This is a genomic window from Sinomicrobium kalidii (assembly GCF_021183825.1).
GTDB classification, from domain to species: Bacteria; Bacteroidota; Bacteroidia; order Flavobacteriales; family Flavobacteriaceae; genus Sinomicrobium; species Sinomicrobium kalidii.
In genome coordinates, this window is sequence record NZ_CP089211.1 from 1,954,945 (window position 1) to 1,974,262 (window position 19,318).

A 19,318-nucleotide genomic window follows, 5' to 3' on the forward strand; every position below is an offset into this window, starting at 1 on the left:
ACGGAAAAGATGTTAAGGACAAAACTGTTCCGGCAACAGGGTAATAGTTGTTTTATTGATCTCCGGATTCCTTTTCTCAGTCGTCAAAACCGGGCCTGTGAAATTTTTCAACTTCCGGGAATTCCTTCAGAATGCCTTTTTTTACCTGCTCCAGCAGCACCAGGATTCCGAGTATCTCATCTTCGCATTGTTCAATATGTGACAACAATACTCCCCAGGCTGCAATGGAACGATGTGTAGCGATGAGGGCTACCTTTGCCGACCCGTTGGCATCGTTCTGCACGGGATCGTCATATTCGGGGTCCGGTTCCCCGTATTGGAGGGCTCTCATAATTTTCACATGGATCTGGAAACTGTACCAGTCTATCACCTCCACCGCATCGTGAATTTCCTGTACGGAATTCAGTGCTTCGCCTCCTGGGATGCCCAATCCCATATTTTCCCGGTATCTTTTTACCGTATTCATAATCAGATCCTGATTAACGCCTGTCCATAGTTCATTCCTGGTGGCGTACTCCTTGCTGAGCACGGACAGATAGTGTCCGGAGGCTTCTTTTTCCCGTTCTGTCTCATTTTCTTCCGGAAAGTTCTCCCCCATTTCCCGAAGGTCTATTCCCCGTTCTTCGGCTATTTTGGTCATCATCTCCACGGCAAGCTTCAGGTTTTCGCTCACTTTTTCCCAGAACTCTCCGTTCCTGGCATCTTTTTCCTCGTCTGTCATTTCTCCCTCCATATTGTAAACGCGGCATCTCGATGTAAAGCTACAGCGCTCACACCAACGGTCGCAATAATTGTAGATTCCCGGGATAAAGCGCCCGTCATTATCATTAAATAATTTTAACAATTCGTCCTTGTCCATCACTATAAATTTTATCACAGGATCAAAGCCTACCCGAATGTCGCTAAAAAGTCATTCCCTTTTGCCGGTTTACCGGTTCAATCAAAAACCTCATGCAGTACCGCAAGCGACCTGGGACGGTAAAACCCCTGTAAATGCAATTCGAAATAAACAACCAGGAAATTTAAAATATCGCGCCTGGTGGCCTTGGTTAGCCTGATCTGGTTTACATTATCAAAATCCGTACCTAAAAACGTTCTGAAATGCACTAAAGCTTCTCCGTAAATAACGGGGTTATAGCCGGCCTGAGTGGTGAAACTTCCTTCGAGAAGGTCAAAATAAGGGAGGTGGGCATCGGTGGCATCGGGATAAAAACCCAGGTACTTGGTTAGTTTCAGCAAAAACAGGATATGGAAATTGGCAGTTTTATCCGTAAAATCGAACCAGGTCAGGGTATCTTCCACGTACCTGTACAAAGGGATATTTTCTTCTTCTTCCCGGAGACTACCGTTCAGCATTTCCGCCAGGAAAAGCACTACGGCATTCTTCACCATGTCAGAATACACGGTTCGATAGGGATGATAGACCCTGGCTTCCTTTATATGTTCCAGGTTTCCTTTATCCCTGTGTCCGGCAATGATCTCCAGTTGCGTCAGCGGAAAAAAATGTGCTTTTTTCAGCTTTCCTTTTCTGGACGACAGTACCCCCCTAAGCAAATAAGATCTTACCCCGCAACATTCGGTGAGGCATTTTACGATCAGACTGGTATCGCCGTATTTTATGGCAGACAGTACTATGACCTTGGTAGTTATCACCATACAAAGACACTAACTATTATTTCCTAAATGGCCTTATGCAAACCTAAGGAAATTTTACAAGTATACCCGCATGCCCGGGGATAACACAAACTACACCACGCTCTGGACTGCAAGTCCGGCGGTTTAGAAAGGCAATGAAATTGCCATGGTTATTAGGTTACTGAGTTATTTAGTCAACACGCAATGACTCAGCAACCCAGTAACCTAACAACTTTTGACCCGGCCGGATTCAGGTCGAAAAGCTGGGCATTTGCTGCTGCCACAATTTAAAGTAGTGCCCCTGGCTGTTATAGAGTTCCGAATGGTTCCCTTCTTCAATAACTTCCCCTTTGTCCAGCACCACTATTTTATCGGCATGGACCACGGTACTCAATCTGTGTGCTATGACGATAATGGTCTTGTCTTTCTCCCGCAGATTGGCAATGGTTTTCTGGACAAAGTTTTCCGACGTACTGTCCAGAGACGATGTGGCCTCGTCCAGTACCAGGATCTCGGGTTGCTTGTACAATGCCCGTGCAATGGCGATACGTTGTTTTTGCCCGCCCGAAAGCGTAGCACCGTTTTCGCCGAGATAGGTGGCAAAGCTATTGGGCAGGTTTTCAACAAAGGACAATATTCCTATACTCTTACATATTTTCATGATCCTTTCCATATCGGGCTGAAATTCTCCCACGGCAATATTTTCCACTACGTTACCGCCAAAAAGGTCTATTTTCTGGGGTACTACGCCTACGATATCTCTCAGGCTGGTATTTTCTATGTATTTCAGGTCGTATTCGCCTATGGTGATCTTACCTTTCTGTATAGGGTAGATATTCTGTAACAGGGAGATCAATGTGGATTTCCCCGAACCGCTCTCGCCGATTACCGCAGTGATCTTGCCCTTGGGAATATCAAGAGAAAAATCTTTAAAGACTTCAACACGGGTGCCGTAACGGAAATGCACCTTTTTAAAGGCAATATCCCCGATGTTCTCCCTGGTAAGTTTTATTTTGTCACCCTTTTCCTCGCGTTCCAGGTCCATAATCTCAAACAAACGGTCGGCAGCGATCCAGGCATTCTGGATTTGCTTGTTGGCATCTACAAGTTTGGCCACCGGGCCCGTAAAATACCCGATAATGGCATAAAAGGAAAGCAATTCCCCGGGTGTGATTTCCCGGTCTATAACGAAATAGGAACCGCTCCACAACAGGATAATGGTAAAGAGCTGGGAAATGAAAGTAGAGGAGGTTGTGGAAAAAACAGTGTTCAGGGCCGATTTATAACCGATGTTCAACAGGTTGATAAACCGGGCCTCGGTTTTAATATTGGCAAAGTATTCCAGTCCGAAACGCTTTATGGTACCGACGGAATTGAGCGATTCCACCAACTGGCTTTCGAGGTCTGCCGCACGCTCCATAACTTTTCGTTCTGCTTTTTTGTTAAGCCTGTTGGTAAGGATGTAAATCCCTATATACAACGGAATAATGGCCAGCATAATCAGTGCCAGCTTCCAGTAATAAAAGAACATCAGGGCAAAGGAGAAAATAAGGATCAGTACGTTTACGGTAAGGCTCAGTGCCACTCCGTTGATAAAGGTCCGTATTTTTACCGCATCGTTTATCCGGGAAATGATCTCTCCCACCCGCATGGTATCGAAGAACTGCTGCGGGAGTTTCAACAGGTGTTTGTAGTAACCGAGAATAAGGCGTGCATCTATCTGTTGTCCGGTTTTTATGAGAAATGTATCTTTAAATATCCCGACCACGATCTGCAGGACGAGGAGGATGAGCATTACCACACTGAGCAGGTTCAACAGCTTGATATTGCCTCCCGTAAGCACGTAATCGGTGATCTTCCCCAGGTAAATTGATGTGGAAAATCCCAGAAGGGTGACGATTAATGCCCCGAAAAATGCCTGTATGAGTACGAATTTGTGCGGCCTGAGTAAAAACCAGAACCTTTTCATCGAAGAAACTTTTTCATTGCCTTCGGAAAAACTCTCATCGGGCATGAGAAGGGCAAGGACCCCGGTCCATTCCTCCTTGAATTCCTCATGGGTCTTCTTGTGCATTTTCCCGTCTCCGGGATCCATGACAAGCACGTGTTTTTTGGTCACTTCATACACTACCACATAATGATGCAGTACTTTCCTGACGATAACGTGTGCTATGGCCGGTTTCGGTATTTTAAAAAGACTGTTGATATCGCCACGGACGCCTTTGGCCTCAAATCCGAGTTTCTGGGCGGCCTCAATTAGTCCCAGTACATTGGTTCCCTTTTTATCGGTACTGGCATACTGGCGTATCCGGGCAATGGGTATCTGAAGGTTATAGTGTGCTGCAACAGATGCCAGGCAGGTGGCACCGCAATCGGTAATATCGTGTTGTTTTATGATGGTTTTTTTCTTTGCCATAGTCAAATTCAGGTTTGGGCCGGCAAAGTAACATCATTAACTGCAAAAAACATGCAGAGAAATATTTTTTATGTTTTATCTCCAAACAAAAAAGGCTATTTCCCATATGGAAAATAGCCCTACACCTTTAATTGAAGCTTTTATTTAGACTTCAGCATCGGCAGAAACAGAAACGGAAATGCCCCCGAGAAGTTGCGCTACCAGGGATACAACTCCACCTACTATACCGGCAACATTACTTACCACACCTCCGATAAGGTTACCTACACCTCCTGTACCTATGGTAATGGTCAGTCCTCCGTTGGTTTCGTTCATTTCTGTGGAATTCAGTTCCTGAACACCGTAATTTTCAAGATTTTTCATAATTGGAATTAAGTTAAGTTAATAAAACAAAAAAAGCGCAATATCCGTAACGGTTCCGGTTAGTTTTCTAATGTACCAAACCATTAGAACATTGCCGCAAAACAAGATTTTAAGGTGCACAAAATATCGTTTCGCATCAGCTAAGATAGTGGTATTCGCTGCACAAACCTTGCAGTTTTAGTCCCCGATTTCCTTTCCTGTATTTTTCTTACATCCCAAAAAAGAAAAAGCTGCTCTTTACGTAAAGAGCAGCTTTGCCTTGATTTCCGTTAAATAATTCCTTACAGATCGAGTCCGCCTATAAAACCTGCTACATATTCTGCAACAGCAACGGCAGCCGACTGTACGGCATCCACAACGATGTTAACAACACCCAGGGCCAGGCCAAGTGCATCGCCCAGGTCTACAGTTATACCTCCGTTGATTTCATTCAATTCAGTTGTGTTCAACTCCTGAACTCCGTAGTTTTCCAGATTTTTCATGATTAAAATAATTAAGTTAAGTTATACATTAAGATTATGATTATTATCCCATACTCACAATAATACGGGAAAATAGAAAATACAAAACAGAATGTGCCGAAATTGTCTTGCCTTGCTAAATTAACAGTGTTCTCTGAATAAACCTTGCAGTTTTATATTTTTCTGACACACTACATTAAAAAAGGATGGCTTCAAGAAACCATCCTTTTTTTACTGATGAATGTAAAAATTACAGGCCTCCGAGAAGACCGCCCAGCAGTCCGCTCACCAGGTCTACAACTGTTCCTACAACTCCGGTAACGGTTCCGATAACTCCGGTTACCAGATCCAGAACTCCGTCAAGGTCTCCTAAAAGTCCTCCGTTTACTTCATTCAATTCTTTAGCGTTCAGTTCCTGAACTCCGTAGTTTTCCAGATTTTTCATAATAAATCAAGTTAAGTTATACAAAAGTTTTAGATGTTTTCTCCTTCTTTCCAAAACAATAAGAGTTTGTCACCGATCTGTTGTTCAAATCAAAACATCTGTCTCCTATCCTTCCGGAAAGTCGTTCACATAGTTTTGCACGGTTTGCACCGCAGCATTCATATATCCCAGACTATATTGAGAATACCATTGCGTAGAGTGAGCGCATCTCCAGGGTTTATTCCACCATCGACCGCGCTCAATTCAGCAGGTTGTAACTCGCGAATTCCGTAATTCTCAAGATTATTCATGGCAATACGATCCGGTTCATTTTACAGCTTTCATGAATGAAATCCAAAGAAGCAAAAACGGCTTCCCTGAATTGACCCTGAAGCTATGCTAAGTTAATGGTATTCACTGCATAAACCTTGCAGTTTGCCATCTTTTTCGGATAATGGGCAAATAAAAACCGGATATCCCTGCCTGGAATACCCGGTTCTTTATTTTTTCAGATCGGTGTATGTGGCTTATAATCCGCCCAACAGACCTCCTAAAAGTCCTGTTACCGTATTAAGCACGGTTCCTACTACACCTACAACAGTGTTAACAACACCACCTATCAGGTCTGTTATACCGTCAAGGCCTCCGAGCAGACCGCCGTTGGTTTCGTTCATTTCTTTTGCGTTTAATTCCTGAACACCGTAGTTGTCTAAATTTTTCATGATTTTGATTTAAATTAGGTTATACAAAAAGTTCATTAAAAATGCATCAGCGTTTTGGCTGTATCTTATCTCCAAAACGGGCACTGCTTTCAAAACAGTCAGTTGTGCACCTTCTTGTTTTGCTTTGCTAAGGTAGGCTTGTTCACTGCACAAACCTTGCAGTTTCATTCTTTTATTCGGTATAAAACAAAAAACCGCATCAAAAGAAAACCCATGAGTCCCCGGACTTTTCAATCCCGGAAAACCAAGCTTCCTTTTAATACGGCTATGTAATCTGTTTCCGGTGTGTCCTACAGGTCTACAACTCCGGTGATAATACCCAGGGTGAGCTCAACAACGCTTCCTACTACGGAAACAATTCCGCCAACCACACCTGTTACGGTACCGAGAACTCCGGTTACCAGGCCAATAACTCCACCGAGGTCTAAACCTCCGTTAACTTCCTGTAATTCTTTTGCGTTCAATTCCTGAACGCCGAAATTTTCCAAATTTTTCATGACAATAAATAAGTTAAGTTATACATAAATTTGAGGCGCAATACTGAAACAATACTACTTCAAAACAAAGTTTTGGCACATTTGTTTTACCTTACTAAGATAGTATTGTACCCTGCATGAACCTTGCAGTTTGTATTTTATTTGTCAAAAAATAACTCCCGCCGAAAATTTCGGTAAGCTCATTGTCTTTCAGAACAGTAACGGAAACCGTGACTTTAAGGTCAAAATCGTCCTCGTAAAAATAGGTTTTGTGGACTCTGCTGTAAGAAACGGGGGCATCTATATCTTTGAGCTGCTCGATAAGCTGATACACCTTTCGTTCACTGACCTGCATCAGCCTCGCCAATTGCGGTGGCGATCCCGTAGCCTCTTTTACGATAAGCTGATGTAGTTGTTGCAGTCTTTCAAGATTCTTCAAATTGTTCATTATCTAAAAGGGGTTTAGATGGTTTTGGTTTAGTTCCATTATAAAAAGTTAACGCTCTTCAGTTCTGCTGTGCCCTTGACGGATTGAGCCAGTCATCTACCTTGTCATACAGCAGGTCGAACAGCGACCGTTCGGTAAGTTTGAAATTCGCTGTAAGTGTCATTCCCTTTTTCAGGTTACCCTTAAATCCGTTCTTTAACTGGAGATAACTTTCATTTATACTGCACCGCACCTTAAAGGCAGCCGATTCTTCATCTACAGATTCAATATCGTTGCCTATGCTGATGATTTCCCCGGAGGCAAACCCCCACTGATTGTAATTAAAGGCATCGATCTGATAGGTTATCGATTGCGATTCCCGTATCAGACCAATATCGGTAGGCGCTACATAACATTCTATAAGCAGTTCGGTGTCGGGTGAAATTTCCGCTATGGTTACTCCGGAATTGATATATCCGCCTTCTTCGATACCGGCTACCTTTAGCAGCGTCCCCGAAACGGGAGCCACCAGCACCTGGTTCTCATTATTGGAATTGTACTGATTAAAGTCGGACCCCAGTTCATTTAAGGTATTGCTCAATGAGGTCTGTTCGGATTCCCATTGGTAGTGTTGCTGTGTTTTGTAACTTTCAAGATCGCTCAAAGCCATGTCGTATTCCAGTTTTTTGGCTTCGTATTCTGAATTGGAGATCACTTTCCGCGCATGGAGTTTTTCATGTCTTTCAAAGTCCTTCCGGGCAGTTTCCAGGCGGGTTTTCAACTCTTTGATTTTTTGATTGTATTCCATATAACTCGCCCTGTATTTCGGAGAGGAAAGCTGGGAAGCCGCTACGGAACGACCGCTTGTGAGCAATGACAGGTCGTGCACAAACCTTCTGTTATCCCCGATCTGCTGGCGATACAGTGATAATTTGTCACTAATTTGTTCATTATTGAGAATGAGCAGGGTATCCCCTGCTTCCACCTTTTGATTATTGACCATGTTCTTATAAGCTACCTTGCCCGAATTGATCAGGGTAAGTACCGTACGTTCATTTTCGGGCTTTATGATCCCTCTGGATGTCGTATACACATCCACATAAATAAAGGGAAGGGCAATAAGTGCCGCCAAAACACCCAACAATACGAGCGTATATATTATTTTGCTCCGGTTGCGAAGTTTAAAATGATGAGCCTCGACAGTACTGTCAATTATTTCTTTGGGGAAGATTTCCATAAAGCACATTGAGATTTTGAAGTATAAAAATAGGCAAATTATCGATAAAATGCCTAATCCAAACGATAAATTACTGTAAATATGTCGCGTATCGAGAATTGAAAAGTAAGAAAAATTACTGTAAAACAGCTGTATAGACAGTATTTCATATCAATGATCATCTCCGCTCCTCCATTTCGGTTCACAGACACACGAGGGTACAAAAAAAGAGGAATGCCCTGAAGCATTCCTCTATAAAATACTCAAATACAGTATTATAACAATTACACTACTCCTTGTGCGAGCATGGCATCCGCCACTTTTACAAAGCCGGCAATGTTGGCTCCCCTGACATAGTCGGTATATCCGTCTTTTTCCTTACCATATTGAATGCATGAATTGTGAATGTCCAGCATAATCTTTTTCAACCTTTCGTCCACTTCTTCGCGGGTCCAGCCCACTCTCAGTGAATTCTGGGACATTTCCAGCCCGGAAGTGGCCACACCTCCTGCATTGGAGGCTTTTCCGGGTGCAAACAGTATCCTGGACTTATGGAATACTTCAACCGCACCGGGAGTTGAAGGCATATTAGCGCCTTCGGCCACACAGATACATCCGTTCTTCACCAACATTTGTGCATCCTTGTCGTTCAGTTCATTTTGCGTAGCACAGGGCAAGGCTATGTCGCACTGCTCCCCCCAGGGTTTTTTTCCGCTTATATACCTGGCCTTCGGATATTTGTCCAGATATTCCTTTATTCTTACTCTTTTTACGTTTTTCAGTTCCATCACATGGGCAAGCTTTTCTTCATCGATACCGTCTTCATCATAAATATATCCGGATGAATCGGAAAGGGTAAGCACTTTTGCCCCGAGCACGACGGCTTTTTCCGCAGCATACTGGGCCACGTTTCCTGAACCCGAGATCACCACCCGTTTTCCTTCAAAAGATTCACCTTTGGTCTTCAGCATACTTTCGGCAAAGTATACGGTGCCATAGCCCGTGGCTTCGGGGCGGATAAGCGAGCCTCCCCAGGAAAGGCCTTTCCCGGTAAGCACTCCGGTAAACTCATTCTTCAGTTTTTTGTACTGCCCGAACATAAAGCCTATTTCCCTGGCGCCTACTCCCATATCCCCGGCGGGAATATCCGTATTGGGACCTATATGACGGAACAGTTCTGCCATAAAAGCATGGCAAAAACGCATCATCTCATTCTCCGATTTTCCTTTGGGGTCAAAATCGGAACCTCCTTTTCCTCCGCCCATCGGCAAGGTGGTAAGACTGTTCTTGAAAACCTGTTCGAAAGCGAGGAACTTCAGTATACTCAGGTTTACCGAAGGGTGAAAACGAAGCCCACCCTTGTAAGGACCTATGGCCGAGTTCATTTCCACACGAAATCCGCGGTTAACCTGTATCTCCCCCTTGTCATCGACCCAGGGTACCCTGAACATAATAACCCTTTCCGGTTCTGCCATTCGCAGCAGGATGTTCTTTCCGTAATATATATCGTGTTCCTTAATATACGGAATCACTGTTTCTGCAACCTCCCTTACGGCTTGCATAAATTCCGGTTCGTGGAGATTTCGCTGTTCAACAAGTGCTAAAAATTCGTCGACTGTTTGTTTCATAAGTGTGTTGTATCAAAAAAATGGTATGTATTTAAAAATCCTCAAAATATCGGCACAAATATACGATATAGGCAAAGTATAGCCTTTATTTTTTCAAATTATTAACGATGGCTTAATCCAATGCCTGCCGCAAGTCTTCCAGGAGGTCTTCTTTATCCTCGATCCCTACGCTCAACCGTATAAGCGAATCCACCACTCCCGAGCGTTCCCTTTCTTCTTTGGGTATACTGGCATGGGTCATACTCGCCGGATGCCCGGCCAGTGACTCCACTCCTCCCAGGGATTCTGCCAGGGTAAACACCTTCAACCTTTCTACCACACGAATGGCCTTTTCAAAATCATTCCCCCGGGTTACAAAGGAGACCATTCCCCCGAAATCGCGCATCTGCCGCTTTGCAATATCGTGATTGGGATGGTTTTCCAGCCCCGGCCAGTACACTTTTTCCACCAACGGGTGATCTGCGAGAAAAAGGGCTACTTCCCTGCCGTTCTCACAATGCCGTTGCATCCTGACATGCAGGGTCTTAATTCCCCTGAGTACAAGAAAACTGTCCATAGGACCGCAAATGGCCCCGCTTGCATTCTGGATAAAGCGGAGTTTTTCTGCCAGTTCCTTAGCTTTCACCACCAGGGCACCCATTACCACATCGCTGTGTCCGCCGAGATATTTGGTGGCAGAATGCATTACAATATCCGCCCCGAGATCAAGAGGCTGCTGTAAATAAGGTGTGGCAAAAGTATTGTCTACGGCAAAAAGTAAACGGTGCTTCTTTGCTATGGCCGCAATCTTTTCCAGGTCAATAATATTCATCATGGGGTTGGTAGGGGTTTCGACCCAGATAAGCCTGGTGGCCGGAGAAATATAGTTTTCCGTATTACCGGCATCGTTCATCTCCACAAACCTGAATTTTATCCCGAAATCTTCATAGATCCCGGTAAAAAGCCGGTAGGTACCGCCGTACAGGTCGTTTGTAACAATCACCTCATCACCGGGTTTTAACAACTTCAGCACGGCATCTATAGCAGCCAGCCCACTGCCGAATGCCAGTCCGTATTCCCCGTTCTCTATACTGGCCAGGGCATTTTCAAGGGCTGTTCGCGTAGGATTGTGTGTCCTCGAATATTCATAGCCCTTGTGTCCTCCCGGCGTGGTTTGCGCATATGTCGAGGTTTGATATATAGGGGGCATAACGGCGCCATATGCCTTGTCGTATTCCTGTCCGCCGTGAATAGTCTTGGTATTGAATTTCATATGTTTCGGGTTTTCGTAGCTAAAGACCGGGGGCAATACCAACAAATACCGGATATATCGCCCGCCGTACTACACAAAAATAGCCATTTACTTTTTCCCATTCGCAATAAAGAAGTATCTTTAGCTGATTATTCCGTATATACATCATTTTTGTATAAAACGTCCTGAACACTAAAAGACCCAGACAAAAGAAATTTCTAACAATTCAACCGGATAAAATGAACGTGAAAAATTTCAACCCCTCCATGCGATGCCTTCCATTCATCCTGATACTTATCTTCACGGGCTGTGTCGACACAGATGAGCTCTCATACACCGCTCACAAGATCGTTACCGACTCCGGTGATTGTGAAAAAAATCCCTGTGCCAAGGTTAAAGTAAATTTCCCCACGGCAACAGCCACTACAGATATTGCCGATAAAATAAATAATATCATTGACGAGAGGATCATCAGCTATTTTATACTCGACCCGGATGCCAAAAAGGAAGAGACCATAGAAGATGCCATAGCGAACTTTAAAAGCGAGTACCTGAAAGACAAGGAAATGCAACCGGATTTTGCTTTCGGTTACGAAGCGGATATCCAGGGAGAAGTGCTCTACAAGGGTGAGAACTTACACAGTATTGCATTTTCCGCATTTATGTATATGGGAGGGGCACACGGTTATTCCAGCCTTACCTATCTCAACCTCGATCCCAAAACCGGCAAAGAATACCAGAATGCCGATTTATTCAAGAATATGGCGGATTTTAAAAAAATGGCCGAACAAAAATTCCGGAAACAGGAAAATATCCCGGCAAATTCCAACATCAACAGCACCGGCTTCTGGTTTGAAGACGACACTTATCAGCTTCCGGAAAATATCGGCTTTACCAAGGACAATATTATCCTGCACTACAACGCCTATGATATCAGTTCATATGCCGAAGGCGGAAAAACCCTGGAGATCCCCCTGGAGGAAGTAAAACAGTACCTGGCTATCCTCTGACAGCCCGTTTAAGTGCCAGTATGTACCCGAGGTGCAATCCTTCGTGCATGTTGTTATAAGCAATGGCGCCGTGTATATCGGTCAGGGTAACATTCATGCTTGTAGTGTAGGTATGGAATTCCGTAAAGATCCCCTTTTCGTAGTCTTCCCTGAATTTAGCAGCATTACCGAGGAATTTTTCCCTGAAATATCGTAATTCTTCTGCGGTCATGGGGCGCTCCCGATCGGGGGCAGTACCTTTTTTATAACGATCTATGACGGCATCGTCAATAGTACAGGGAAGCCCCGAAAGCCTGTAACACAAAATCTGCTGGGAGACTACCAGGTGGGCAAGATTCCAGGCTATATTGTTGTTGAATCCCCCGGGGATTCTGTTCATCTGCTCCAGAGACAATTCTTCTATGGATTTGACAACAATGTCCCGGGTACGTTCTAAAACATCAAACTGTTGGTCTGTCATAACATATTTTTCTTCAAAGCTAATTATTTCAAAGCATTCGGCCGCTTGGCATTATAGAAAAGTTATGGCTATTTTTGCAAAAACCATTCTTTATGAACAAAGTATATTACCTGAGTACCTGCGACACTTGTAAACGCATCATCAAACAACTTCAGCTACCGGGAAATTTTGTATTCCAGGACATAAAACCGGAACCCGTTACAGTGAAACAACTGGAAGAAATGAAAGTGCTGTCCGGCTCTTACGAAAGCCTTTTCAGCAGGAGGGCAAAACTGTATAAGGAGCGAAACCTCGCCTCGGAAAATCTTACGGAAGAGGATTATAAACAACTTATACTGGAACACTACACCTTCCTCAAAAGGCCGGTGATCATTGTAAACGGGGGAATATTTACAGGAAACAGTAAAAAAACCGTTGAAGCGGCTGCCAAGGCGGTCGCCGCATTATAAATTAAAAATCCCTTGTTGAGATGCATGGCCGTGCGTCTCAAACGTGCAGGCCATGCATCTCAACAGGGAGTATATTTATTACAGTTCCAATGCCTTTTTGACATTTCCGTCCATAAGCAGTTCTTCCGGGCTTTCCAGGGCCTCTTTTATGGCCACGAGGAAACCTACGGATTCCTTTCCGTCTATGATCCTGTGATCATAAGACAGTGCCACATACATCATGGGGTGTATTTCTACTTTTCCTTCCACGGCAATAGGACGTTCTATGATATTGTGCATTCCAAGGATACCGGATTGCGGAGGATTGATGATCGGAGTGGACAGCATACTCCCGAAAACCCCTCCGTTGGAAATGGTGAAAGTCCCACCAGTCATTTCATCTACAGTAATCTTTCCGTCGCGGGCACGGATGGCCAGGCGTTTAATTTCAGATTCAACACCCCTGAAGCTAAGGTTTTCAGCATTACGAACTACCGGCACCATCAATCCCTTGGGACCGGATACGGCTACGGAAATATCACAGAAATCATAGCTTATCTTGTAATCACCGTCCATCATGGAATTTACATCCGGGTATAGCTGCAGAGCCCTTACCACAGCCTTTGTGAAGAAGCTCATAAACCCGAGGCTCACCCCGTGCTTGGCCTTGAATTCTTCTTTGTACTGACTTCGGAGTTTAAAGATAGGGGTCATGTTCACTTCGTTGAACGTAGTGAGCATGGCTGTTTCGTTCTTTGCCGAAACCAGGCGCTCTGCCACTTTTCTCCGGAGCATGGACAGTTTTTTGCGCTCCTGTCCCCTGCTTCCCGGGCCGGGTGTTCCCATTGACGGCACGGCCTTTACCGCATCGTCCTTGGTAATACGGCCATCTTTTCCGGTGCCTTTTACCTCATTTGCCGCAATTCCTTTTTCGTCCAGTATTTTCTTTGCTGCTGGAGAAGCGGTCCCCGTGGCATAAGTTTCCTTTTTTTCAGCCTGTGCAGGTTGCGCAGCAGGTTGGGGCGCTTCTTTCGGAGCCTCTTCTTCCTTCTTTTCTGACTTTTCTTCAGCTGCCCCTCCTTCCGGCTTGGCCACACCGGTATCTATCAAACAAACTACTTCGCCCACGGCAACGGCGTCGCCTTCTTCCGCCTTCAGGGTAATGGTACCACTGGCCTCGGCAGGAAGCTCCAGGGTTGCTTTATCCGAATCCACTTCAGCAATGGCCTGATCTTTCTCTACATAATCTCCGTCAGAAACCAGCCATTCGGCTATTTCTACTTCCGTAATAGATTCCCCCGGCGAAGGAACTTTCATTTCTAAAATCATTGTGCTATAATTTTATTGGTCGTATTCTTTATTTTCTCTTGTTTTTTTATTGCTACTGCTACAGTCTGGTATGGTATCTGATACCCCGGTCCCGCGGAGGCACACGGCCTACACATTTGAGACGCACGGCCGTGCGTCTCTGCCAATCTATCCGGGTAACAGACTTTTAATGCCCATACCCGCCATTCTTGGCCCGGTAATCCCGGATGTTGTTGTCTTTGGTCTTGTCAAAAACATATTCTATCACTTCTTCGTGGCGTTTTTTGGACCTTACGGCACTTCCCGCCGCCGGAGAAGAATAAAACCTTCTCGAACATACCCGGAAACTCCTGGCATCTTCCAGGTGCATCAGCAAATGACTCCATGCTCCCATGTTCCGGGGCTCTTCCTGTGCCCAGACTACCTCTTCGGCATTCTTATAGCTGTTTATCACTTCTTTTATTTCATCCGAAGGCAAAGGGAACAGTTGTTCCAGCCTGACAAGGGCCACTTCTTTTTCCTTGCCTTTTTTCTCCCGGGCATCCAGCAGGTCGTAATAGAATTTACCGGTACAGAACACTACCGATTTTACATCCTTGTTCTTTACGGTCTCATCATCAATCACCGGCTGGAAAGTACCTTCGGCAAGATCACTTACTTTGGACACCGCCCTGGGGTGACGCAATAGGCTTTTTGGCGTAAACACAATGAGCGGTTTCTTGAAATTGACTTTCATCTGCCTTCGCAACAGGTGATAAAAGTTGGCCGGAGTGGTACAGTCGGCCACATACATATTATCCTTGGCGCAAAGTTGCAGGTAGCGTTCCATACGGCCCGAGGAGTGTTCCGCGCCCTGTCCTTCATATCCGTGCGGCAACAGCATTACCAAACCGTTCTGTACCTTCCATTTGTCTTCGGCTGCCGATATGTACTGATCGATCATGATCTGTGCCCCGTTACTGAAATCGCCGAACTGGGCTTCCCAGATGGTAAGGGTGTTCGGGTTGGCCATGGCATAGCCGTAATCAAACCCTATGACCCCGTATTCCGACAAAGGCGAATTGTAAATATAAAATTTTCCCTGCTGATCGTTCAGGCGGTTCAGCAATACCACCTCCTCTTCACTGTCTTCTACTTTCAACACGGCATGGCGGTGCGAAAAGGTACCTCTTTCCGAATCCTGCCCGCTTATCCTCACGTCAAAACCTTCGTCCAGTAAAGTACCGTAGGCGAGCAGTTCTCCCATGGCCCAGTCGAGCGTATCGGTCTCGAAGAACATTTTATGACGGTCACCTACAAGCCGCTCTATTTTCCTCAGGAACTTCTTGTCTTCAGGCAGCCTGGTGATCACCTCCGCTATATCCGTAAGCTTTTCCTTCGGATATTTGGTGTCTACCGGTTTTAACATCCGATCTTCCCTCACCAGGTCAAACCCTTTCCATTCGTCCTGCATGAAAGGGGTGATCCTCGTGGTATTTTCCTTTCGGGAATCTTCGAGTTCTTCTTCGAGCAGCGATTTGTATTCGTCTGTCAGTTTTCCTATATAACCTTTATCAATGACACCTTCCGAGATCAGTCTTTCGGCATAGATATCCCGTGCATTTTGATGTTTGGCTATGGCTTTATAGAGCTTGGGTTGTGTAAACCTGGGCTCATCTCCTTCGTTATGGCCGTATTTCCGGTAACCGAGAAGGTCTATAAACACATCGCGCTTAAAGGTCATCCGGAAATCGAGTGCAAACAGGGCAGCGTGCACCACGGCTTCCACATCATCTGCGTTGACGTGAAGCACGGGGGACAATGTTACCTTCCCGACATCGGTACAGTAAATGGACGAACGGGCGTCCAGGTAGTTTGTGGTGAAACCGATCTGGTTATTAACCACCATGTGGATGGTCCCCCCGGTTCCGTAACCGTCCAGCTTGGCCATCTGCACCACTTCATAAGCGATGCCCTGCCCGGCTATTGCAGCATCTCCATGAACCACGATCGGCAACACCTTGGAGAAGTCGTCGGCATAGTGATTATCCTGCTTGGCCCTGGTTATTCCTTCCACCACCGCTCCCACGGTTTCGAGGTGTGAGGGGTTGGGAGCGATATTCATATTTATTTCCTTTCCCGTCTTTGTTTTGCGGTCGGAAGTCCACCCCAGGTGATACTTCACATCGCCGTCAAAAGCCGGGATCTCATAATCTTTTCCGTCAAATTCACTGAAAATGTCCTTGGCCGACTTTCCGAAGATATTGGTAAGCACATTCAGTCTTCCGCGGTGTGCCATTCCCATGACAAACTGCTTTACTCCCGAATCTGCCGCTCTCTCCACAATGGCATCGAGCGCGGGGATCAGGGATTCGCCTCCTTCAAGGGAAAATCGCTTTTGCCCGACATACTTGGTATGCAGAAAGCTTTCGAAGGCAATGGCATCGTTCAGTTTCCGGAGAATGTGTTTTTTCTCATCGGCACTGAAGGTAGGGTGATTGTCATTGACATTCAACCTTTTCTGAATCCATTCCACTTCTTCCGGTTGCCGGATATACATATATTCCACCCCAATGGAATCGCAATAGATATTCTTGAGGTGTTGAATGATCTCTCTCAGGGTCTGGGTACCAATACCGAGTATCTCTCCGGCCTTGAATTCGGTATCGAGGTCGGCATCGGTAAGGCCGAAATTCTCTTTGACCAGCGTAGGGCTGTATTTTCTGCGTTCACGCACCGGGTTGGTCTTGGTGAACAAATGTCCCCGGCTTCTGTAGGCATCAATGAGTTTTACCACCCGGAATTCCTTAACGACAATCTCGGGTACTTCCACCCCTTCCGCAACAATGGTTGTTTCGCCATTTGCACCGGGAACAGGGGTGCCGTTCTGAGAAGGAAAGCCATCGGGGCCCGCACTTTCCATTCCAAAATCAAATCCTTGAAAAAAAGCCCTCCAGCTGGGTTCCACGCTGTCAGGACTCTGTAAATACTGATCGTACAGGTCAGCAAAAAATGCTGTATGCGCAGCATTCAAAAAAGAATACTTGTCCATATTATCTTTTTCAGCAGTATCGTTATGACAAATTTTTTTCAAAAGTACAATATTTCAAATACATGGTGTTAAAGTTTTGATACATTTATATATGCAATTGGCAAGATTTTAACAAGCCGGAACAAAAACACGGTCGCACTAACTATATCCTTCCTTTTTGTGGGATTCCTTCCTGAACATCCGAAACGGAAAACAGGGTGTGCCACGCCTTCCGTTTTTACCCGGTTTGCCTGTGAAAGGAACAGACAATTCTGAAGGACGGAGCAGTAATTTACACCTTTATATCCTGTTCTTGAGCCAAACTTTCTGCCATTCCCTTTTCAGGATCAGGAAAGCCACTTCTTCGGAAATCTCCACGGTATCTATGGATTGTATGCGTTTTACCTGTTCTTCGGAAACATCAATGATATACAACAGGTTGAGATAATCGTTAAACCTGTCGCGCATAAGAAGAAAAACCGTTTCGTGCAGGGTCCTTCTGAGCTGTCCCGGTGAAACAGTCGTTTCTATTTCAACAAATACGTTGGCAGACTGGAAATCCTTGCGGAGTTGCAACACCAGTTTTTCCATCAACTGTTCCTCTCGGGCACATGCCAGCAAGGATGAAATATCTTTTACCTGTGGTACCACAACAATTATCTGTATGTTTTTAAGTTTATGCGATCACGGAAGCCACATCACCTTTTTGTTTTTACTGTGCTGCGCCTTCTTTTTTATACACTACCCCTTCTTTCATGACAAATACTACATTCTGAAGGGTTTTTATATCTTTTACGGGGTCGTCGTCTACAGCTATAATATCTGCCAGGAATCCCTCCTTTAACTGACCTATCTCATTCTCCATACCCAGCAGTATTGCAGGGGTTACTGTGGCCGACTGTATGGCTTCCATTTCAGGCATTCCGGCTTCTGTCATATACTGGAATTCGCGGGCATTTTCACCGTGTTTAAACACCCCGGCATCCGTACCGAAGGCAATCTTCACCCCTTTTTTATAGGCCCTGGCAAAAGTACCCTGAATCTGCGGCCCCACTTCCCTTGCCTTCGGCACCACCAGTTCCGGATAGTAACCTTTCACTTCCGCTTTTTCGGCCACCTCTTTTCCGGCAGTAATGGTAGGCACATAATAGGCATCGTGCTTTTTCATGAGCTCCATAGTCTCTTCGCTCATAAAAGTACCGTGTTCTATGGTCTTCACTCCGCCCAATACGGCACGTTGCATTCCACGGTCACCATGGGCGTGGGCGGCTACCAGCATACCGTAATCGGCGGCGGTTTCTGTTATAGCCTTTATTTCGTCAATAAAAAACTGGGGGTTCCTGCCGCTTTTGGCTACGCTCAACACCCCTCCGGTAGCGGTTATTTTTATAACGTCCGCCCCGTTTTTGTAACGCTGCCTTACGGCCTTACGGGCTCCTTCGGGAGAGTTGATAACCCCTTCCTTCGGGCCCGGGTCACCCATCAGGTTCTTGCGGCTGCCGTTGGTGGGGTCTGCATGCCCCCCGGTAGTTGCTATGGATTTTCCGGCCGAAAAAATTCTCGGCCCTGCTACATACCCTTTTTTTACAGCATCCCGAAGCGCAGTATTTACTCCGCTGCCCCCAAGATCCCTGACCGTGGTAAATCCGGCCATTAATGTTCTTTTGGCAAACACAGCCGATTCAAAAGCCACATCGGCCTCGTTTTCGGTATACCTGGCCAGGTAGCGTTTCGGATTGGTTTCGTGTTCGAGGTGAACATGCATATCGACAAACCCGGGCAGCACGGTCTTGTTTTTCAGGTCAATCACCTTATCCCCCGCATCTTCCGGAATGATATAACCGTCCGCTACCTGTCGGATCTTCCCTTCGGAAATGACCAGCGTCTTTTCCGTGAGCACCTTTCCCTTGTCGGTATCGATAATTTTTCCGCAGTGCAAATAGGTCTGTTGTGCCTGAAGTATTGCCACACTCAACAGTGCAACGCAAAAAAGCCATTTTTTCATAGTTGATTATTTGGTTAGTTATCACAAGAATTACCGCCAAGGGGCCGGATGTACAAATATCGGGAAAATATTTCCCCTTCAGCTGCAACAATTTAATC

General features: G+C 45.4%; 20 protein-coding genes. 2 read left to right on the top strand and 18 right to left on the bottom strand.

Annotation, left to right across the window (positions count from 1 at the left end):
* Positions 1-76: 76 nt before the first annotated feature.
* From LS482_RS07730 to LS482_RS07790, 13 genes are all read right to left on the bottom strand, one after another.
* Complete coding sequence (locus tag LS482_RS07730; RefSeq protein ID WP_233031202.1) at positions 77-859, bottom strand: hypothetical protein; 783 nt, start codon at positions 857-859, stop codon at positions 77-79.
* 77 nt (positions 860-936) lie between these two features.
* The gene (gene recO, locus LS482_RS07735) at positions 937-1,656 is read right to left on the bottom strand and encodes a DNA repair protein RecO (protein WP_233031203.1); all 720 of its coding nucleotides are present in this window, start codon (positions 1,654-1,656) and stop codon (positions 937-939) included.
* A 229-nt stretch (positions 1,657-1,885) separates the two neighbouring features.
* Positions 1,886-4,051: a peptidase domain-containing ABC transporter gene (locus tag LS482_RS07740; protein ID WP_233031204.1), complete on the bottom strand. Its 2,166-nt coding sequence runs from the start codon at positions 4,049-4,051 to the stop codon at positions 1,886-1,888.
* A 144-nt stretch (positions 4,052-4,195) separates the two neighbouring features.
* Positions 4,196-4,414 (bottom strand): hypothetical protein, encoded by a 219-nt coding sequence (locus tag LS482_RS07745; protein ID WP_233031205.1) that lies wholly within the window; start codon positions 4,412-4,414, stop codon positions 4,196-4,198.
* 281 nt (positions 4,415-4,695) lie between these two features.
* Positions 4,696-4,896: a bacteriocin gene (locus LS482_RS07750; protein ID WP_233031206.1), complete on the bottom strand. Its 201-nt coding sequence runs from the start codon at positions 4,894-4,896 to the stop codon at positions 4,696-4,698.
* A gap of 229 nt (positions 4,897-5,125) precedes the next feature.
* The gene (locus tag LS482_RS07755; RefSeq protein ID WP_233031207.1) at positions 5,126-5,320 is read right to left on the bottom strand and encodes a bacteriocin; all 195 of its coding nucleotides are present in this window, start codon (positions 5,318-5,320) and stop codon (positions 5,126-5,128) included.
* Between the two features lie 506 nt (positions 5,321-5,826).
* On the bottom strand, positions 5,827-6,021 hold the full coding sequence (locus LS482_RS07760; RefSeq protein WP_233031208.1) for a hypothetical protein: 195 nt from the start codon (positions 6,019-6,021) through the stop codon (positions 5,827-5,829).
* Positions 6,022-6,030: 9 nt separating this feature from the next.
* Complete coding sequence (locus LS482_RS07765) at positions 6,031-6,189, bottom strand: hypothetical protein (protein WP_233031209.1); 159 nt, start codon at positions 6,187-6,189, stop codon at positions 6,031-6,033.
* Positions 6,190-6,311: 122 nt separating this feature from the next.
* Positions 6,312-6,518 (bottom strand): bacteriocin, encoded by a 207-nt coding sequence (locus LS482_RS07770; protein WP_233031210.1) that lies wholly within the window; start codon positions 6,516-6,518, stop codon positions 6,312-6,314.
* Between the two features lie 94 nt (positions 6,519-6,612).
* Positions 6,613-6,945 (bottom strand): DNA-binding protein, encoded by a 333-nt coding sequence (locus tag LS482_RS07775; protein WP_233031211.1) that lies wholly within the window; start codon positions 6,943-6,945, stop codon positions 6,613-6,615.
* Positions 6,946-7,003: 58 nt separating this feature from the next.
* Positions 7,004-8,161 carry an HlyD family secretion protein gene (locus tag LS482_RS07780; protein ID WP_233031212.1) on the bottom strand — a complete coding sequence of 386 codons (1,158 nt, stop codon included), beginning with the start codon at positions 8,159-8,161 and terminating at the stop codon, positions 7,004-7,006.
* 263 nt (positions 8,162-8,424) lie between these two features.
* Positions 8,425-9,768, bottom strand: coding sequence for an NADP-specific glutamate dehydrogenase (gdhA, locus tag LS482_RS07785; protein ID WP_233031213.1), 1,344 nt, complete (start codon positions 9,766-9,768; stop codon positions 8,425-8,427).
* Positions 9,769-9,880: 112 nt separating this feature from the next.
* A complete protein-coding gene (locus LS482_RS07790) occupies positions 9,881-11,020 on the bottom strand; it encodes a cystathionine gamma-synthase (protein WP_233031214.1) in 1,140 nt (379 codons plus the stop codon).
* A 218-nt stretch (positions 11,021-11,238) separates the two neighbouring features.
* On the opposite strand from LS482_RS07790, the gene LS482_RS07795 reads away from it, so the two are divergent.
* Entirely contained in the window at positions 11,239-12,009 is a 771-nt protein-coding gene (locus tag LS482_RS07795) for a DUF3298 and DUF4163 domain-containing protein (RefSeq protein ID WP_233031215.1), read from the top strand.
* On the opposite strand, the gene LS482_RS07800 is transcribed toward LS482_RS07795, so the two are convergent.
* Positions 11,999-12,469, bottom strand: coding sequence for a DinB family protein (locus LS482_RS07800; protein ID WP_233031216.1), 471 nt, complete (start codon positions 12,467-12,469; stop codon positions 11,999-12,001). The genes LS482_RS07795 and LS482_RS07800 overlap by 11 nt on opposite strands.
* A gap of 92 nt (positions 12,470-12,561) precedes the next feature.
* On the opposite strand from LS482_RS07800, the gene LS482_RS07805 reads away from it, so the two are divergent.
* The gene (locus LS482_RS07805) at positions 12,562-12,918 is read left to right on the top strand and encodes an arsenate reductase family protein (RefSeq protein WP_233031217.1); all 357 of its coding nucleotides are present in this window, start codon (positions 12,562-12,564) and stop codon (positions 12,916-12,918) included.
* A gap of 78 nt (positions 12,919-12,996) precedes the next feature.
* On the opposite strand, the gene odhB is transcribed toward LS482_RS07805, so the two are convergent.
* The 4 genes from odhB to LS482_RS07825 form a co-directional block, all read right to left on the bottom strand.
* Positions 12,997-14,226, bottom strand: a complete 1,230-nt coding sequence (gene odhB / locus LS482_RS07810) for a 2-oxoglutarate dehydrogenase complex dihydrolipoyllysine-residue succinyltransferase (RefSeq protein ID WP_233031218.1) — start codon at positions 14,224-14,226, stop codon at positions 12,997-12,999.
* 166 nt (positions 14,227-14,392) lie between these two features.
* On the bottom strand, positions 14,393-17,236 hold the full coding sequence (locus LS482_RS07815; protein WP_233031808.1) for a 2-oxoglutarate dehydrogenase E1 component: 2,844 nt from the start codon (positions 17,234-17,236) through the stop codon (positions 14,393-14,395).
* Positions 17,237-17,515: 279 nt separating this feature from the next.
* On the bottom strand, positions 17,516-17,866 hold the full coding sequence (locus LS482_RS07820) for a hypothetical protein (RefSeq protein ID WP_233031219.1): 351 nt from the start codon (positions 17,864-17,866) through the stop codon (positions 17,516-17,518).
* Between the two features lie 61 nt (positions 17,867-17,927).
* The gene (locus tag LS482_RS07825) at positions 17,928-19,220 is read right to left on the bottom strand and encodes an amidohydrolase family protein (RefSeq protein WP_233031220.1); all 1,293 of its coding nucleotides are present in this window, start codon (positions 19,218-19,220) and stop codon (positions 17,928-17,930) included.
* Positions 19,221-19,318: the final 98 nt, after the last annotated feature.

Bases quoted from the DNA above. Each gene is read 5' to 3' on its own strand.
- LS482_RS07730 (WP_233031202.1), bottom strand. From the start codon at position 859: ATGGACAAGGACGAATTGTTAAAATTATTTAATGATAATGACGGGCGC.
- recO (WP_233031203.1), bottom strand. From the start codon at position 1,656: ATGGTGATAACTACCAAGGTCATAGTACTGTCTGCCATAAAATACGGC.
- LS482_RS07740 (WP_233031204.1), bottom strand. From the start codon at position 4,051: ATGGCAAAGAAAAAAACCATCATAAAACAACACGATATTACCGATTGC.
- LS482_RS07745 (WP_233031205.1), bottom strand. From the start codon at position 4,414: ATGAAAAATCTTGAAAATTACGGTGTTCAGGAACTGAATTCCACAGAA.
- LS482_RS07750 (WP_233031206.1), bottom strand. From the start codon at position 4,896: ATGAAAAATCTGGAAAACTACGGAGTTCAGGAGTTGAACACAACTGAA.
- LS482_RS07755 (WP_233031207.1), bottom strand. From the start codon at position 5,320: ATGAAAAATCTGGAAAACTACGGAGTTCAGGAACTGAACGCTAAAGAA.
- LS482_RS07760 (WP_233031208.1), bottom strand. From the start codon at position 6,021: ATGAAAAATTTAGACAACTACGGTGTTCAGGAATTAAACGCAAAAGAA.
- LS482_RS07765 (WP_233031209.1), bottom strand. From the start codon at position 6,189: ATGAAACTGCAAGGTTTGTGCAGTGAACAAGCCTACCTTAGCAAAGCA.
- LS482_RS07770 (WP_233031210.1), bottom strand. From the start codon at position 6,518: ATGAAAAATTTGGAAAATTTCGGCGTTCAGGAATTGAACGCAAAAGAA.
- LS482_RS07775 (WP_233031211.1), bottom strand. From the start codon at position 6,945: ATGAACAATTTGAAGAATCTTGAAAGACTGCAACAACTACATCAGCTT.
- LS482_RS07780 (WP_233031212.1), bottom strand. From the start codon at position 8,161: ATGGAAATCTTCCCCAAAGAAATAATTGACAGTACTGTCGAGGCTCAT.
- gdhA (WP_233031213.1), bottom strand. From the start codon at position 9,768: ATGAAACAAACAGTCGACGAATTTTTAGCACTTGTTGAACAGCGAAAT.
- LS482_RS07790 (WP_233031214.1), bottom strand. From the start codon at position 11,020: ATGAAATTCAATACCAAGACTATTCACGGCGGACAGGAATACGACAAG.
- LS482_RS07795 (WP_233031215.1), top strand. From the start codon at position 11,239: ATGAACGTGAAAAATTTCAACCCCTCCATGCGATGCCTTCCATTCATC.
- LS482_RS07800 (WP_233031216.1), bottom strand. From the start codon at position 12,469: ATGACAGACCAACAGTTTGATGTTTTAGAACGTACCCGGGACATTGTT.
- LS482_RS07805 (WP_233031217.1), top strand. From the start codon at position 12,562: ATGAACAAAGTATATTACCTGAGTACCTGCGACACTTGTAAACGCATC.
- odhB (WP_233031218.1), bottom strand. From the start codon at position 14,226: ATGATTTTAGAAATGAAAGTTCCTTCGCCGGGGGAATCTATTACGGAA.
- LS482_RS07815 (WP_233031808.1), bottom strand. From the start codon at position 17,236: ATGGACAAGTATTCTTTTTTGAATGCTGCGCATACAGCATTTTTTGCT.
- LS482_RS07825 (WP_233031220.1), bottom strand. From the start codon at position 19,220: ATGAAAAAATGGCTTTTTTGCGTTGCACTGTTGAGTGTGGCAATACTT.